Source organism: Bacillus sp. MYb56, assembly GCF_002976445.1.
Lineage (GTDB): Bacteria > Bacillota > Bacilli > Bacillales > Bacillaceae_G > Bacillus_A > Bacillus_A mycoides.
The window spans coordinates 308,377-324,565 of record NZ_PCOH01000001.1 but is presented as its reverse complement, the minus strand read 5'-3'; the positions used below and the strand labels follow the sequence as shown (position 1 = coordinate 324,565).

Below are 16,189 nucleotides of genomic sequence, written 5' to 3'. Positions count from 1 at the left end.
TTAGTGATTAACTTGCCTGTTTTTTATTGCTTTCTTTCAATTTCTCTGCTTGTAAAAAGCGATTCGTTTCAGCGACAACAATACCACTTAATCCGATTAGACCAATTAAGTTTGGAATCGCCATAAGTCCATTTGCAATATCGGCAAATGTCCATACGACACCTAGCTTTAAATTAGCACCTATTGCAATCATAACGATAAAGATTGCTTTATAATATCGTACAGCACCTTGCCCGAATAAATAAGCAACACACTTCTCTCCGTAATACGACCAACCTAAAATAGTAGAGTAGGCGAATAATATAATGGCGATACCGAGAATCATACTACCAGCAGTACCAAATACGGATTGGAATGCTAATGTTGTAGCCTCAACACCAGTTTTACCTGATTTCCATGCGCCTGTAGTAATTAATACTAGCCCAGTAATTGTACATACAATAAATGTATCTAGAAAAGTACCAGTCATAGAAACTAAAGCTTGTTTTGCAGGTGAATCTGTTTTGGCAGCAGCCGCAGCAATAGGAGCACTTCCTAAACCAGCCTCGTTAGCAAATACACCACGTGCCATTCCGATTTGAATTGCAGATGCAACTGTTGCTCCGATAAAACCACCAGCAGCTGCAGTACCTTGAAATGCACCAGAAAAAATAAGTGAAAATGCTTCTGGAATTTGATCAAAGTGATAGAAAATAATAATAAGGCCAGCGATTATATAAAAGAATGCTTTAATAGGAACGATATATCCAGTAACTCTACCAATCTTTTTTACACCGCCCAAAATAACGATGGCGATTAAGAATGACATGAGTATACCAGTTAATGCAGGAGGGAAAGCAAAATTGATTCGCATTGCCTCTGCAACTGAATTAGATTGAACCATATTACCGATACCGAAAGAAGCAGCTGTGCCGAATATAGCGAATAAAACAGCCAGCCATTTTTTTCCTAAACCACGTTCTAAATAATACATTGGTCCACCGGAGTATTCACCATTTTCATTACTAACACGGTATTTCACCGCAAGGATTGCTTCGGCATACTTTGTTGCCATTCCAAATAAAGCAGTAATCCACATCCAAAAGATTGCGCCGGGTCCACCGATTGTCACAGCAGTTGCGACACCTGCTATATTTCCCATACCAATCGTTGCAGCCATAGCTGTCATCAGTGCTTGGAAGTGACTAATATCTCCAGAAGATGATGTATCCTCCGATTTTTTAAAAGCTAGCTTGTGAGCGTATATTAGTTTACTAAACTGTAAACCTTTTAAGCGCACTGTGAGAATGATACCAGTTCCAACGAGTAGCAACAAAGTTGGTAACCCCCACACATACTGATTAATTTGTTCTAATACTTTACTTACTGTCTCCATCTGTATTCTCCTTTTTTAGAAAAAATAAAAACCACTTCAAGGAAATGAAATGGTCTCTGGAGAAACAAGGGATAGAAAAATAAACCGATACAAATCGGCATTTTCTTTCGCTTGTCTCTGTCCTTTTACCTGAGAGATTATCCGCTAGATTAGCGGATTTGCTCCTTCGGTGCTCGTTTTCCTCCGCGCTATATTAAGCGAGAGGGAGTCTCTCCAGAGATTCGTCCCCATGCAGTTCTACTTGTAAACAAGACCTGAGAGTTTCAAAGTTGGTTCAGCAACCTTTTGCCCCGTCGGTAGATCAATAGACCTTCTCCTGAATGGTTCATCCGAATTATAAAATTAAAAACGTAAACGCATTGATTATGTATAGAATCAATAAAAACATTATAGATATACAATTAGTGAAATGCAATCATTTTTTATTTTGAAATAGTAAATGAGTTAATAGTGAGATGTAATCTAGGATTACACTCCCTTTAAATTCCGAATTATTTGAAATAAAATCAATTTGGTGGTTTGATAGATTTAGAGTAACTAAAAATGGTTATTTGTGTATGGAGTATAACAGCAGATACAATTTGTTTACATAATTTTATTATGTAAACAAATTGTTACAAGAGGGAAATGGATCTTATCATAAGGGGGATTAGAAATGCTATTAAAAACAATATTTTGCAAGGTGGAAGAAGAGAAAAGGCAATTGTTTTCTGATGCGCAAGAAAAATGGCGTGTTTTACAGTATTTAGACGGATTCTATGGACAATTTGGTGGGTGGAATGAAGGGGAAGCATGTGTATATACTTTATGGGAAGATAGAAATGCATATCAATCATTCATGAATGATGCTCATGATACAATTTTTTTAAATAGTAATCAAGAAGGCACATATACTTCCTGTAATATTGAAATGTTTCAAACGTTGTATGATATAACAGAAACTCCTTTGAAAGACGTAACTGCACAAGGGTCATTTGTAAGAGTTGCAATTTGCGATGTGAAAGAAGGAAAAGAAAAGGATTTTTTACATACGCAAGAAACAATTTGGAATAAAGGAATGGAAAATGCAAAAGGAATGTTAGGTGGAGTTGTTGGGAAGTCTTTAAAGACTGAAAATCGTTACATAGTATTAACGTATTGGCAAGATGAAATAGCACATGAACTCTATATGAAAGAAATTTTCCCAGAGTTATATCAGTTAGCAAATGTAAATGAGTATGTTGAAAATATAAATGGGAAGAGAGTTATTCGGAAGGAAGAATGGTCTGTTGCCGCTTCTAAATAAAGTTAGAACTTATTAAAGTAGCTAGTTTCGAAAAATTTGATACAGAACATTAGTTCTTGTATAATTACTTTGTACAAGAATAAGAGGGGAGATATTTAAATGAGTAGAGTTTTAAGATTTGAATTGCAAGTCCCAAACCCTGAAGAAGCTATTCAATTTTATACAAATAGTTTTGGATGGAAGTTTGAAAAAATGCCTGGGCCACATGACTATTGGTTCATAATTACAGGTGAGAGTGATAGACCTGGTATCGATGGTGGATTAATGAAATCACCTGATGGTGCTACTAGGACAACTAATTCGATTGAAGTACCTTCAGTTGATGAGTACATAAATAAAGTTATTGAAAATGGTGGACAAGTAGTTGTACCTAAAACTGCTATTCCTAATATGGGTTACTTTGCTTATTGTATAGATAATCAAGGGCTTCTTTTTGGAGTATGTGAAGAAAATAGTGAAGCGTAAAAAATTAGGGGAGTTCGAGATTATTTTGTTTGTTGAACGATGTTTTCTATCAAAGATTATAATTATTGAACACTTTTGTATAAAAACTAGTATTCGTTTAGTTGAAGAAGGATCCATTTTGATTATTTTCAAAAGGGTTCTTTTTTGTTTTTCACATATTGTGAGTTATTTAGGCATGATTAATCAAACTTATATCGGTATATTATCTATGAAAAAAGTAAATAAATGATGTTATATTCAAGGGTTAATCTATTGACTGCTAAACAGTTTGAGGTGAAAAGGAAAAGAGGACCACTTATTTTCTTGTAAACATGTAATTAAGTGAAGACGTCATATACCCTTTCATGTTAATATATTTAAGTTATAATAGGAGGCTTACCCTTTTGTATTGTACGGTAGAAGCAGTGTGAGCTTGAAATTTTTTATGAAAAGGATGTGCCTAACTTGCGTATCAATAAATTTATTAGTGAAGCTGGAAAAGCGTCTCGACGTGGAGCAGATAAGTTAATTAACGAGAGAAAAGTAATTATTAACGGTAAGGTTGCAAAAATTGGTGACCAAGTAAATCCAGGTGATGACGTACGAGTAAATGGAGAGCAACTTCGTATTGCTCGAGACCATGTGTATATCGCTTTAAATAAACCAGTAGGTATTACATGTACAAGTGAAAAAGCCGTAAAAGGTAACATTATCGATTTAGTGAATCATCCTTTACGAATTAATCACATCGGACGTCTCGACAAAGACTCAGACGGTTTAATTTTGTTAACGAATGATGGCGATATCGTTAATGAGATTTTACGTGCTGAAAACAAACATGAGAAAGAATATATCGTTTCAGTAGATAAGCCGATTACACCGGAGTTTTTAGAAAAAATGGCAGCAGGTGTTAAAATTTTAGATACAAAAACACTTCCTTGTGAAGTAACACAGTTATCAAAATATGAGTTTGAAATTATTTTAACACAGGGGCTAAATCGTCAAATTCGCCGTATGTGTGAAGCTTTGGGTTATCAAGTATACACGTTAAAACGTACGAGAATTATGAATATTGAGTTGAATAATTTACCAGTCGGACAGTGGAGAGATTTATCGAAAAAAGAGAAAAAACGCCTATTTTCAGACTTAAATTACGAACCACAAGATTGGTAAAAAAGAGAAGGGGAGACCAAAAAATGTTTTTGGTTTCTTTTTTTTGAATAAAAGATATATTTTTAACACTTGTAAAAATAAAATGAATAGGATATATTAAATAACAATAAATGTATTTGTTACAAAAGCAAAGAAAAGGACACGAGTTATTTTAAACGGTTATACAGAGAAGGAAGGAAAGCTGAGAACTTCCTAACGCAGTAAAATAACTTACCACCTTAGAGCTGCACTGGGGAAATCAAGTATCTAGTGCCGTGTAAGCGACGTTATCGCAAAAGAAGCCATTATGTTTTTTGTGATGGGAATCTGGGTGGAACCACGAATATAAGCATATTCGTCCCTATTTACTAGGGATGAATATGCTTTTTTATATTTAATTTCATAATAAGCGAAGAAAAGGACACGAGTTATTTTAAACGGTTATACAGAGAAGGAAGAAAAGCTGAGAACTTCCTAACGCAGTAAAATAACTTACCACCTTAGAGCTGCACTGGGGAAATCAAGTATCTAGTGCCGTGTAAGCGACGTTATCGCAAAAGAAGCCATTATGTTTTTTGTGATGGGAATCTGGGTGGAACCACGAATATAAGCATATTCGTCCCTATTTACTAGGGATGAATATGCTTTTTTATATTTAATTTCATAATAAGCGAAGAAAAGGACACGAGTTATTTTAAACGGTTATACAGAGAAGGAAGAAAAGCTGAGAACTTCCTAACGCAGTAAAATAACTTACCACCTTAGAGCTGCACTGGGGAAATCAAGTATCTAGTGCCGTGTAAACGACGTTACCGTAAAAGAAGCCATTGTATATTTGCGATGGGAATCTGGGTGGAACCACGGGTAAAAGCACACTCGTCCCTATTTTAGGGATGAGTGTGCTTTTTATTATGAAATGGAGAGATGAAAAATGAAAGAACAGATGATCGAAATTAAATTTCCAGATGGTAGCGTTAAAGAATTTGTGAAAGGCATTACTTTAGAAGAAATTGCTGGGGCAATTAGTAGTAGCTTGAAAAAGAAAGCAGTCGCAGGAAAAGTTAATGATCAGTCTTTTGATTTACGACGAAACATTGAAGAAAGTGCGAAAGTTGAAATCATTACTATGGATTCAGATGAAGGGGTAAAAATTGCAAGACACTCTGCGGCACATATATTAGCGCAAGCTGTAAAAAGAATTTATGGTGATGTAAACCTTGGTGTAGGGCCAGTCATTGAAAATGGATTTTATTATGACATGGATCTTCCAAGTAGTGTAAACGTAGAAGATTTACCGAAAATAGAAAAAGAAATGAAAAATATTATAAATGAAAATGTAAAGATAGAGCGAGTTGAGGTTTCTCGAGAAGAAGCAAAAGAATTGTTTCAAGAAATGAATGATAGTTTGAAATTAGAGCTTTTAGAAGCAATTCCTAATGGAGAAAGTGTAACACTGTATAAACAAGGTGAATTTGTAGATTTATGTAGAGGACCACATTTGCCATCTACTGGTTATTTGAAAGCATTTCAATTAACTCATGTTTCTGGTGCATATTGGCGAGGTGATAGTAACAATCAAGTGCTTCAGCGTATATATGGTGTTGCTTTCTCTTCTCAACAAAAATTAGAAGAGTATTTACATTTTGTTGAGGAGGCCGCAAAGAGAAATCATCGGAAATTAGGTAGTGAACTTGAATTGTTTATGTTTTCGGAAGAGGCTCCGGGAATGCCTTTTTACTTGCCAAAAGGACAGATTATTCGCAATGAATTAGAAGCATTTTTAAGAGGAATTCAAAATGAGTACAATTATCAAGAAGTGCGTACTCCATTTATGATGAATCAAGAATTATGGGAGAAGTCAGGACACTGGGGACATTACAAAGACAATATGTATTTCTCAGAAGTAGATCATAAAAGTTTTGCGTTAAAACCGATGAATTGCCCAGGCCATATGCTTATGTTTAAAAATAAATTACATTCTTATCGGGAATTACCGATTCGTATGTGTGAGTTCGGTCAAGTGCATCGACATGAATTTAGTGGCGCTTTAAACGGATTATTAAGAGTTCGTACTTTCTGCCAAGATGATGCTCATTTATTTGTAACACCAGAACAAATTGAAGATGAAATCAAATCAGTGTTGGCGCAAATTGACTATGTGTATAAAACTTTTGGTTTCGAGTATGAAGTAGAGCTTTCTATTCGTCCAGAAGATTCAATGGGTGATGATAAATTATGGGAGCAAGCAGAATTGGCATTAGAAAATGTATTACAGTCATTAAATTATAAATATAGATTAAATGAAGGTGACGGTGCATTCTACGGTCCGAAAATTGATTTCCATATTAAAGATGCTTTAAATAGAAGTCATCAGTGCGGAACAGTCCAACTTGATTTCCAAATGCCAGAAAAATTTGATTTAAATTATATAGATGAAAATAATGAAAAAAGAAGACCAGTTGTCATTCACCGAGCAGTTTTAGGATCTTTAGACCGTTTTTTAGCAATATTAATTGAGCACTTTGGAGGCGCGTTCCCAGCATGGGTGGCACCAGTTCAAGTGAAAGTAATTCCAGTTTCAAATGCAGTGCATGAACAATATGTAAATAGGATTGCAGATAAATTAGCACAAGCCGGAATTCGTGTCGAACGAGATATACGAGATGAAAAGTTAGGATATAAAATTAGAGAAGCGCAAATGCAAAAAGTTCCGTATGTTCTTGTTATTGGGGATAAGGAAATGGAAAGCGAAGCTGTAAATGTACGGAAATATGGTGAAGAGAAGTCAGAAGTTGTTGAACTAGATGCGTTTGTGGAAAGTATGAAAGAGGAAATTAAAAATAGGAAATAGAGATTGATAATAAAACACACCATTAATATGTAATACTGAAGTTAAAGTAATTAAAGATATATTAAATAACAATAATAAACGCAGAGAAGGGATAGCTTAATTGCTATCCCTTCATCTTAATTTCACAATCTAATCCCATTGGTTGAAGAAAGTTGTTATTTGTTTTTATTGAGTGTATTCGTCGCTTTTGTACTCCAAAATATCACCCGGTTGACAATCTAAAGTCTTACATATCGCTTCCAATGTTGAAAAACGAACCGCTTTTGCTTTCCCATTTTTCAGAATGGAAAGATTCGCCATCGTAATCCCAACCCTCTCCGAAAGCTCCGTTACGCTCATTTTTCGTTTTGCTAACATCACATCAATATTAATAATAATTGTCATATTCTCCACCTCAGACCGTTAAATCATTTTCTGATTTTATATTAATAGCTTCTTGTAAAAGCCTTTGGAGAACAGCAGCAAAAACGGCAATCACCATAGAGGCGAAAATGATGGTCAATCCGATTGGTATGAAACTTGGAGGATCAATTTTTTTCGCCATGAGATAGTAGAGTGGCATACCTAGCAAGTACAAGGTACTGATCGTGATGGCACAGTATTTTATATTCTTTAAAGCCTTTACCGATAATTCCGAGAACGCTTGGTTCTTATCAATATAGCTTAAAAGTTTAAAAGCTTGATACAGAGCAAAGTAAAAAGGTATCGCTGCCGCGTACATATCGATTAAAACGAGAGATTTCATATAAGCAATATCTGGATACAATTCTCCAGCGAAATTCCCAATCTTAGGCACCAAAAATATGCACAATGCAAGAACTGGGAATCCTATAAAAATAATAGCTAGCTTTAAAAAGAGTGTCGTAACTTGTTTCATAAAAAGCACCTCACTTATGTAATAACAACATGATTTTATCATGCGATTTATCGTTTTGCAATAAAAATGTATTGTTTTTTATTGTGTTATTATTTTTATTGAAATATCTTTTAAATTTTGATAACAATAAAAAGCATTTCTCATTCCAAAGAAATGCTCTTATGAAGTGGTTTGTTTTTTTTAACCTTACAAAAATGTAAGGTAAATGTAAGGGAAATCGAATGAAAGGATTTTAGAAAAGTGAGAATATTAAGCAGAGAAATCGTTTGTATTTCTTATGTATCTCAATCTGCATTTGGAAAATTTAAAAATTCTTAAGAATTTTTATGAGAAAAATATAAGAAATATATGGGAAATTTATACTATACAAAAGGGATGGAGTGAAAGAGATGTCAACAAATGTAGTTACTGTAGAAGGTGTAGAAAAAACGTATGGGAAAAGAAATGAGAATCAGTCAAAAGCATTAAGGGGTGTTTCATTAAGTATTAAAGAAGGAGAGTTTGTAGGGATTATGGGTCCTTCTGGATCTGGTAAAACGACATTATTAAATGTGATTAGTACACTTGATCAAGCGACAGGTGGTAGTGTAACAATAGCTGACACAAATATTACTTCTATGAAGGGGAATGCATTATCAGATTTTCGTTCTCAAAAACTAGGATTTATTTTTCAAGACTTTAATCTACTAGAAAATTTATCAATTTATGAAAATATCGCTTTACCACTTTCCCTGCAAGGCGTACCGTCAAGTGAGATTACTGGAAAAGTAAATGGGGTTGCGACGAAATTAGGGATTACTGAAATTTTAACAAAATATCCGACTGCTGTTTCTGGTGGACAAAAACAAAGAACAGCGGCAGCACGAGCTTTAGTACATAATCCGGCAATCGTATTAGCAGATGAACCGACAGGAGCACTTGATAGTAAAAATGCAAAAAGTTTATTAGAAGCGATGCAAGATTTACATGAAAATCACAATGTAAGTATTTTGATGGTAACACACGATGCATTTAGTGCGAGCTATTGTGAACGTATTTTATTTATACAGGATGGACTTCTTTATAAAGAGTTAAAACGTCAAGGAACACGAGAAAATTTCTATCAAGATATTTTAGGTGTGCTTGCCCAAATGGGCTCAGCAACTGAGTCGAAGTAAGGGGGGCGAGACTATGTTATTCAAATTATCACGTCATAGTATGAAAAAAATGTTAAAGGATTATATGGTTTTACTTATTGGTCTAGTCATTAGTATTAGTATTTTTTACATGTTCCAAACGATGGCGATGAATAGTGAATTTACAAAAGATAATAGTCTCATTAGTAGTATTAGGCTCGTCTTTTGGGTTGGTGCAATATTGCTTTCTTTCATTACAGTTTTTTACATCATATATGCCAATTCTTTTTTACTTACATTAAGAAGAAAAGAACTCGGTATGTACATGATGCTTGGAGCGAAAAAGAAAAAAGTAGCGCAATTATTATTTATTGAGACTTTTGGTATGGGGATTGTCAGTATTATTATCGGTATTTTAGTAGGAATAGTACTTGCTAGTGTAGCAGGAAATTTTTTAATGAATGGAATGGAAATTTCAGCAAAAGGTAATTACGCATCTGTGTACACACCAGCTATATTAGTTACATCTATTTTCTTCTTAATATTATTTTTCATTACTGGTTTAATGAATAGTTTCCGATTATTACGTAAAACAGAATTAGAGTTAATACGTGAAGATGAAACGCAAGATGAGGTGAAGAAAAGTAAGACTCGCACTGTTATTATGACAGTACTAGGTGTATTGCTAGTAAGTACAGGATACTATTTTATGGTGAATATAAAAATGTTTGCTGAACTAGGATTTATAATAGCGACAATTGTTACGACAGTAGGAACGTATTTCATTTTTAGCTCGTTGCTCCCACTTTTTGTAATAAAAATTAAGGGAAATAAAAAACGAAATGAAACGGGATTAAATAGTTTTACTTATGCACAGTTACGTTTTCGAGTAACTAGTTTATCGAGGGTACTAGGCACTGTAGCGATGTTAATTGCATTAGGTGCAGGTGCAATGACAGCAGGTATGGCGTTTCAAAAGAATGTAGGCATTATGACAGACTTCTCACGTGTATATGATGTCGTAATTCATGATCCAAATGAACAAGATAAAGCGGCATTAAAAGAAATGGAAATTGTTGAAGAAAGCAAGTATAAGTATAAAGTAGATGGAGAAGCGGTTTATTATTTACGTAACGACTTAACTGAAAAACCACCACTTATTTCAGATCATTTTGATACAAAGACTTTAAAAGAACCTGCTCGTAAACGTGTGGCTACACCTTTAACTGAACCTGTCTATTCTGCTTTGGAAGCTCCTGAAGTAGCGAATAAGCTTCCTCGTATGCCAAAAGATTGGGAAGATGCGGTTGTAAGAGAGATACAAATTACACATAATCAATTTAACGGAAAACCGGTAAGAATTGCAGATGAAGAGCATTACAAAGGAATTCAAGGAACAGAACATACTGTAACATTAGCAAAAGTAGATGATATGAAAAAATATAAACCGTTATTGACAGAAATTGATAAGAGGCAAAAAGAACAAATTGAAAAAACAACAGATACAAAAGTAGAATTATATACGAAAATGACAATTTATCAGTTTATGAACAGTTTCATGAGCGGAACAATGTTTATGGGATTTTTCCTTGGAATTGCGTTTTTAGCAATGATGGCAAGTTCTCTTATGTTCAAAATATTAACAGGAGCTTCTCGTGATGTACGCCGTTATGAAATGCTACGAAAAATCGGTGTGAGACGTAGTATGTTAACAAAAAGTATATATAAAGAAATCTCATATTTATTTATATTCCCAGCAATTATTGGAATTTCCCACGTGTTAGTAGGGCTTAACTTATTCAGCTTTATATTAGTTGACCCGTTTGTAAAAGTGTGGATGCCAATAGGAATCTTCATAGTAATTTATTTCATTTATTATTGGATTACTGTCCAACTTTATAAAGGTATGGTAATGCCGAAAGAGGAAGTAGCGAAATAGTTTAAGAAAAGAGTCCTTGTTTTGAAAACAAGGACTCTTTTTATTTGTAATACATTGTGACCAAGCCTTCCTATGATTAATGTATTGAAAATTAAGAAAATATTAAGGGTTTATATAGCGGAAAGTTAAGAAGTGTATGGGATATTAAGAATGTACAAAAAATCAAGATGAAATTGGAAAGTGCAATTGATGTATATTGATATTCTTATAAATTTAAAAGAAAGGAAACGTTTTATGAAGAAGATAAAAAAAATAGTAAAACGTATTGCAGTCACTATTATACTATTAATAATTATGGCGTTGGTATTTCCTACATGGACCTCACAAATAAAGGTCAAAAACAGTATAAGTACATTAGAACAAGTAGAGATAAATGGAACTGGTCATGAAATTATGATACGAGGCAAAGATAAGAGTAATCCAGTTATTATCTTTGTTCATGGTGGACCAGGTTCTTCGGAAATACCATATGCTCAAAAATACCAAGACTTATTGGAAGAGAAATTCACGGTTGTCAATTACGATCAAAGAGCAAGTGGAAAATCGTATCATTTCTTTGAAGACTATTCTAACCTTTCATCAGATCTACTCGTGGAGGATTTATTAGCTATGACGGATTACGTTTCAAAACGTCTAGGCAAAGAAAAAGTAATTTTAATAGGCCATTCTTATGGTACATATATTGGAATACAGGCTGCCAACAAAGCTCCTGAAAAATATGAAGCATATATTGGCATTGGACAGATGAGCGATACAGTAGAAAGTGAGATGGATAGTTTAAACTACGTTATTGAACAGGCACAAAATGCTGGGAATGCGGATGAGGTTTCACATTTAAAAGGGTTAACTGAACAAATTAAAAATGGCGATACATATACCCCGCGAAATTATGTTGCGAAATATGGTGGAACTTCAAGACTTATTGAAAATCCAGATGGTGATAACATAGGGATGTTATTCAGTAATGAATATAACTTGTTTGACGTAATTCGTTATAACTATGGATTATCCTATTCTCAAACAGTTTTATTAGAAAAAGATTTAAAGAATCCATTACCTACTAAAGTAACTAAACTGAAGTTACCGCTTTATTTTCTTATGGGTAAATATGACTATAATACTTCATTTCATGCAGCTAAACAGTATTTTGATAGGATTGAAGCGAATCAAAAAGAATTTATAGCTTTTGAAAACTCAGCACATTACCCTCAATTTGAAGAGAAGGAAAAGTTTTATGAGTGGTTGTGTGATACATTCGTAAAATGAAATTAAATAAAAAAGCACTTATTTTAAAAATAAGTGCTTTTTTATAGTATATAATCGATCAAGAAGGAAAATGTTGGATAATAGTCGAAAGATATAATACAACTTCAGAGAAATGACGAGAATCGATATGTTTTGTCGAGAGAGGAGTTATTTTATTAAAAGATATAGGTACTATACATAGTTTTAGTTTCTGAATATTCATTTAAATAGAAGGGGTAATAGTTATGTTCATTCGAATTGGTAAGTGGTGTGGGGTTACTTGTTTACAATTATTTGCTGCAATCTTATGTATAATCTGTCTAGGTGCGCTCCCTCGGTTATTTAAGGGATTACAAATTGATTTAATCGGTTTTTGGAATGCAATTATATATGTTGGTGAGAAAGTACTTCACCCAACTGAAATTACATATGGTTTTCAAGCGCCGAGAAAATTATTTCCGCAAATTTGGATCCATTATATTGAAACGATGATAGTATTTCTTTCAGCATTTTTACTTTCTTTATGTATAGCGTATGTACTTGTTGTTTTTGTACTGCAGCGAACTCATATGAAACAAAGAATATGGAATGGGATTTTTCTTACCCTTGAGAGCATACCAGATATTTTACTTATTTTATTATCGCAACTTCTTGTCGTAATTATTTTTCAAAAAACAGGGTTTATGCCAATCAAACTGGCTGGATTAGGGGAAGAAAGAGTACGTTTGTTACCGATTATATGTCTTACAATACCAACAACGTTATTGTTTATTAAACTTTTGTTATTAAGGTTCAGAGAAGAATTAGAGAAAGATTATAGTATGTTTGCCAAGAGTAAAGGGTTAAGCTTACGGCATATTTTGACACATCATATTTCAAGAAATGTTTTATTGACGACAGTTTATTATGCGAAAACAAATATTTTATTTATGCTATCCAATTTATATATTATTGAATGGATTTTTAACACATATGGAATGTTTGTATTTGTAAAAGAACATTCGAACATAGAAATTTTCACAGTAAGTTTAATTATATTATATGTACCGATTTTTATCTTGTTTCGTTTATTACATACGCTTTTGCAAAATGTTATAAAGGAGCGTGCGTAATATGTGGCAAGTTGTTAAAAAAGATGTAAGGTTTTGGTTTGGTGTAACCTTTTTAAGTGTCCTTATGATTGTTAGTATTGGTAATACGTTGTTTTTCGATGGGAATATTCGTGAACTAACGATGATGTATAACGCAAAAGGAGAATTAGAGGTTGCTCCATTTTCACCATCGAGTAAATTTTGGTTCGGAAGTGATGCGAAAGGCCGCGATCTTTTTCAACTAATAATAGAGGGAGCGAAATGGACGGTTGGTGCGAGTTTAATTATAGCGATTTTACGAGTAATTATTGGAGGGGGCATAGGCTTACTTCTCGGTATGTATAGTCGGCGTTCTTTTCCAATTATTTCGTCCTTTTTTGACCCATTCAGCATTGTACCAATGGTTATGATTTCCTATTTTATATTAAGGGGAGTTTTAATGTTCGACAGTGGAGAGGCAGCTGCTCCGTTTCATTTGCGAGTTGCGTTTCAAATTATAGTTCTTGCATGTCTTGCAGTACCGACAGTTATGTTGTATGTAGCGCAAGAAGTCAAGCGTATTAAGAAAGAAGAATTTATGTTGGCGGCCACTGTGCTCGGCGGAAGTAAGTGGCAGAGGTTGAAACGCCATGTATGGCCGCATATGTTACCATCATTTCTTTTATTAGTAGCCCAGCAATTTGTAAGTACTTTATTACTCCTCTTGCATCTTGGTTTGTTAGAATTATTTTTTGGCGGAACAATAATTTTTGGTACAGAAGCAGATAGTGTAACAAAAGAATGGACTGGCCTAATTGGTCAAAACTTCCGTCATTTAACCACACATACATGGATTGTACTTATACCAATTGCTTTTTATAGCATGACAATTTTAGCGGGAAATCTAGTTAGTAATAGTATGCAAGATGCGATTAAGCTAGGGAATGTTAGAAGAGCGAATCGGAAGAAGGAAGAAGTGAAAGTAGAGAAACAAATACAGCCTACCATGAATGATTTTTCATTTCATAGTGAGGTGCAAAAATAAAAAAAGATAGCTGAAGACAAATTGTTTTCAGCTATCTTTTTTTCTTTAAAGTGGTGGTAAATCAATCTTACCTTCTTCAAATAATTCTTTTATCATATGTTTCGTATAACCGGCTGCTTGACCAAATGTGATTTTTGCTGGCATTGGTGCTTCATTTACATCTACAACTACATCAATAATGCATGGTTTACTTTGTTTTACTGCATTTTCAAAGGCGGGAAGTAAGTCATCTAACTGTTCTACACGGTATCCAATACCACCGCACGCCTCAGCATATTTTGCGAAATCAGGATTCGTTAAGTCTGTACCAAATTCAATATTTCCCATAACTTCTTGTTCAAATTTAATCATAGCAATTTTATTATTGTTTAATACAACGACAACGATTGGCAGTTTATATTTAACAGCTGTTACGAAGTCATTCATTGTCATTCCGAATCCGCCGTCACCACAAACTGCAAACACTTGTTTATCCGGGAAAGCAATTTGTCCAGCGAGTGCACCAGGTAAACCGCAGCCAAGTGTTGCAAGCCAACTAGAAATGATAAATTGCTGGTTTGTCATGCGGAAGTGCCTTGCTGTCCATACTGTTACATTTCCAACATCGACCGAAAGAATTGCGTCATCTTCTGCTACTTGTTGCAGAGCGTGCATAACTCGCTGTGGTTTAATTGGAGTCGAAGAATCTTCTTCTTGATTGTGTAATTTTTCTTCCCACTTTTTCATCATTTCTTGATGATGCTCTAAGAAGGAATGGTCCTCGTGTTTTTCTACATTTTCAATTAACCATTTTAATGTTTTATCAGCATCACCAGCTAAGCCGATATCTGTCGTATAACGTTTCCCAATTTGTGCGGGGTCTGTATCAATATGAAGTGTTTTTGCTTTTTCGGGTAAGAAACCAGTGAACGGATAAGAAGTACCAACCATAATTAAAGTATCTGCATGCTTCATTGCTTCATAAGAAGGTTTCGTCCCGATTAATCCTAATCCACCGATACAAAGAGGGTGTTCATCAGGAACAATCCCTTTAGCTGGTAATGTAAGTACGATTGGAGCACCGATATGTTCTGCAAATGCAAGTAAAGACTCTCTCGCATGTTTAGCTCCTTTCCCGGCTAAAATAACAGGTTTTTTCGCTTCATTAAGTGCGAGTTTCGCTACAGCTAAATCTTCTTCTCGCGGAAATATTTCTGGTAATGTAAAGGAAGAGTTTGTAATACGTGCACCATTTTTTATTTCAAATTTCGGAACATCATCTGGAATTGTAAGAACAGAGACACCTTTTTTCGTATATGCCATTCGAATCGCTTGATTCACTACAGCAGGTAACTGTTCAGCTGACATTATTCGTTGGTTATAAACCGCAACGTCATCAAACATTCTTTCTAAGTTTACTTCTTGGAAAAAATCCGTTCCGAGTAAATCGCTTTCTACTTGTCCTGAAATTGCTAGTACAGGAGCTTGATCGAGTTTTGCATCGTATAAACCATTTAATAAATGAATCGCTCCAGGTCCTGCAATAGCCATACAAACACCAAGTTTTCCTGTTAATTTCGCATAGGCTGCCGCTGCTAACGCACCAGCTTCTTCATGGCGAACTTGAATAAATTTAATTTTATCTTGTTTTTTTCTTAAAGCTTCAATAATAGAATTAATGGAATCTCCAGGCATACCATATATGTGTTCTACACCCCAGTCAATTAAAAGATCCACTAATGCTTCACCGGCTGTTTTTCCAAACATAATCGTTCCTCCTTATAATAGGTAGATAACATTATGTTTTGGAGA

At 34.4% G+C, this 16,189-nt stretch carries 13 protein-coding genes, 1 riboswitch and 3 other annotated features; of the genes, 9 read left to right on the top strand and 4 right to left on the bottom strand.

What is annotated here, in order from left to right; translation table 11 throughout:
• Positions 1–7 precede the first annotated feature (7 nt).
• Positions 8–1,375: an alanine/glycine:cation symporter family protein gene (locus CQ058_RS01585; RefSeq protein ID WP_002189544.1), complete on the bottom strand. Its 1,368-nt coding sequence runs from the start codon at positions 1,373–1,375 to the stop codon at positions 8–10.
• Between the two features lie 107 nt (positions 1,376–1,482).
• Positions 1,483–1,602: riboswitch (glycine riboswitch) on the bottom strand.
• A gap of 428 nt (positions 1,603–2,030) precedes the next feature.
• Between CQ058_RS01585 and CQ058_RS01580 the strand changes: the two genes are divergently transcribed.
• The 4 genes from CQ058_RS01580 to thrS all read left to right on the top strand — a co-directional run bounded on the left by CQ058_RS01580 (position 2,031) and on the right by thrS (position 7,107).
• Positions 2,031–2,660: a DUF4937 domain-containing protein gene (locus CQ058_RS01580; protein WP_002141692.1), complete on the top strand. Its 630-nt coding sequence runs from the start codon at positions 2,031–2,033 to the stop codon at positions 2,658–2,660.
• A 99-nt stretch (positions 2,661–2,759) separates the two neighbouring features.
• Complete coding sequence (locus tag CQ058_RS01575; protein ID WP_002031902.1) at positions 2,760–3,125, top strand: VOC family protein; 366 nt, start codon at positions 2,760–2,762, stop codon at positions 3,123–3,125.
• 444 nt (positions 3,126–3,569) lie between these two features.
• The gene (locus CQ058_RS01565; RefSeq protein ID WP_002141694.1) at positions 3,570–4,277 is read left to right on the top strand and encodes a pseudouridine synthase; all 708 of its coding nucleotides are present in this window, start codon (positions 3,570–3,572) and stop codon (positions 4,275–4,277) included.
• A 121-nt stretch (positions 4,278–4,398) separates the two neighbouring features.
• Positions 4,399–4,622: a binding site (T-box leader), on the top strand.
• Between the two features lie 37 nt (positions 4,623–4,659).
• Positions 4,660–4,883: a binding site (T-box leader), on the top strand.
• Positions 4,884–4,920: 37 nt separating this feature from the next.
• Positions 4,921–5,143 (top strand) — a binding site (T-box leader).
• A 44-nt stretch (positions 5,144–5,187) separates the two neighbouring features.
• On the top strand, positions 5,188–7,107 hold the full coding sequence (gene thrS, locus CQ058_RS01560) for a threonine--tRNA ligase (protein ID WP_002192923.1): 1,920 nt from the start codon (positions 5,188–5,190) through the stop codon (positions 7,105–7,107).
• A 165-nt stretch (positions 7,108–7,272) separates the two neighbouring features.
• Here the strand turns inward: thrS and CQ058_RS01555 are convergent, their stop codons facing one another.
• Positions 7,273–7,491 (bottom strand): helix-turn-helix domain-containing protein, encoded by a 219-nt coding sequence (locus CQ058_RS01555; RefSeq protein ID WP_002127301.1) that lies wholly within the window; start codon positions 7,489–7,491, stop codon positions 7,273–7,275.
• A 10-nt stretch (positions 7,492–7,501) separates the two neighbouring features.
• The gene (locus CQ058_RS01550) at positions 7,502–7,984 is read right to left on the bottom strand and encodes a DUF2975 domain-containing protein (protein ID WP_002127302.1); all 483 of its coding nucleotides are present in this window, start codon (positions 7,982–7,984) and stop codon (positions 7,502–7,504) included.
• A 389-nt stretch (positions 7,985–8,373) separates the two neighbouring features.
• Here CQ058_RS01550 and CQ058_RS01545 point away from each other — a divergent pair, with 389 nt between their 5' ends.
• From CQ058_RS01545 to CQ058_RS01525, 5 genes are all read left to right on the top strand, one after another.
• On the top strand, positions 8,374–9,141 hold the full coding sequence (locus tag CQ058_RS01545; RefSeq protein WP_002189549.1) for an ABC transporter ATP-binding protein: 768 nt from the start codon (positions 8,374–8,376) through the stop codon (positions 9,139–9,141).
• Positions 9,142–9,154: 13 nt separating this feature from the next.
• Positions 9,155–11,038: an ABC transporter permease gene (locus tag CQ058_RS01540; RefSeq protein WP_002141700.1), complete on the top strand. Its 1,884-nt coding sequence runs from the start codon at positions 9,155–9,157 to the stop codon at positions 11,036–11,038.
• Between the two features lie 234 nt (positions 11,039–11,272).
• Positions 11,273–12,304, top strand: coding sequence for an alpha/beta hydrolase (locus CQ058_RS01535; RefSeq protein ID WP_105589433.1), 1,032 nt, complete (start codon positions 11,273–11,275; stop codon positions 12,302–12,304).
• Positions 12,305–12,528: 224 nt separating this feature from the next.
• The gene (locus CQ058_RS01530) at positions 12,529–13,395 is read left to right on the top strand and encodes an ABC transporter permease subunit (RefSeq protein ID WP_002141702.1); all 867 of its coding nucleotides are present in this window, start codon (positions 12,529–12,531) and stop codon (positions 13,393–13,395) included.
• Position 13,396: 1 nt separating this feature from the next.
• Positions 13,397–14,398, top strand: coding sequence for an ABC transporter permease subunit (locus tag CQ058_RS01525; protein WP_002141703.1), 1,002 nt, complete (start codon positions 13,397–13,399; stop codon positions 14,396–14,398).
• Positions 14,399–14,443: 45 nt separating this feature from the next.
• Here the strand turns inward: CQ058_RS01525 and CQ058_RS01520 are convergent, their stop codons facing one another.
• Positions 14,444–16,144: a pyruvate oxidase gene (locus tag CQ058_RS01520; protein ID WP_105589399.1), complete on the bottom strand. Its 1,701-nt coding sequence runs from the start codon at positions 16,142–16,144 to the stop codon at positions 14,444–14,446.
• Positions 16,145–16,189: the final 45 nt, after the last annotated feature.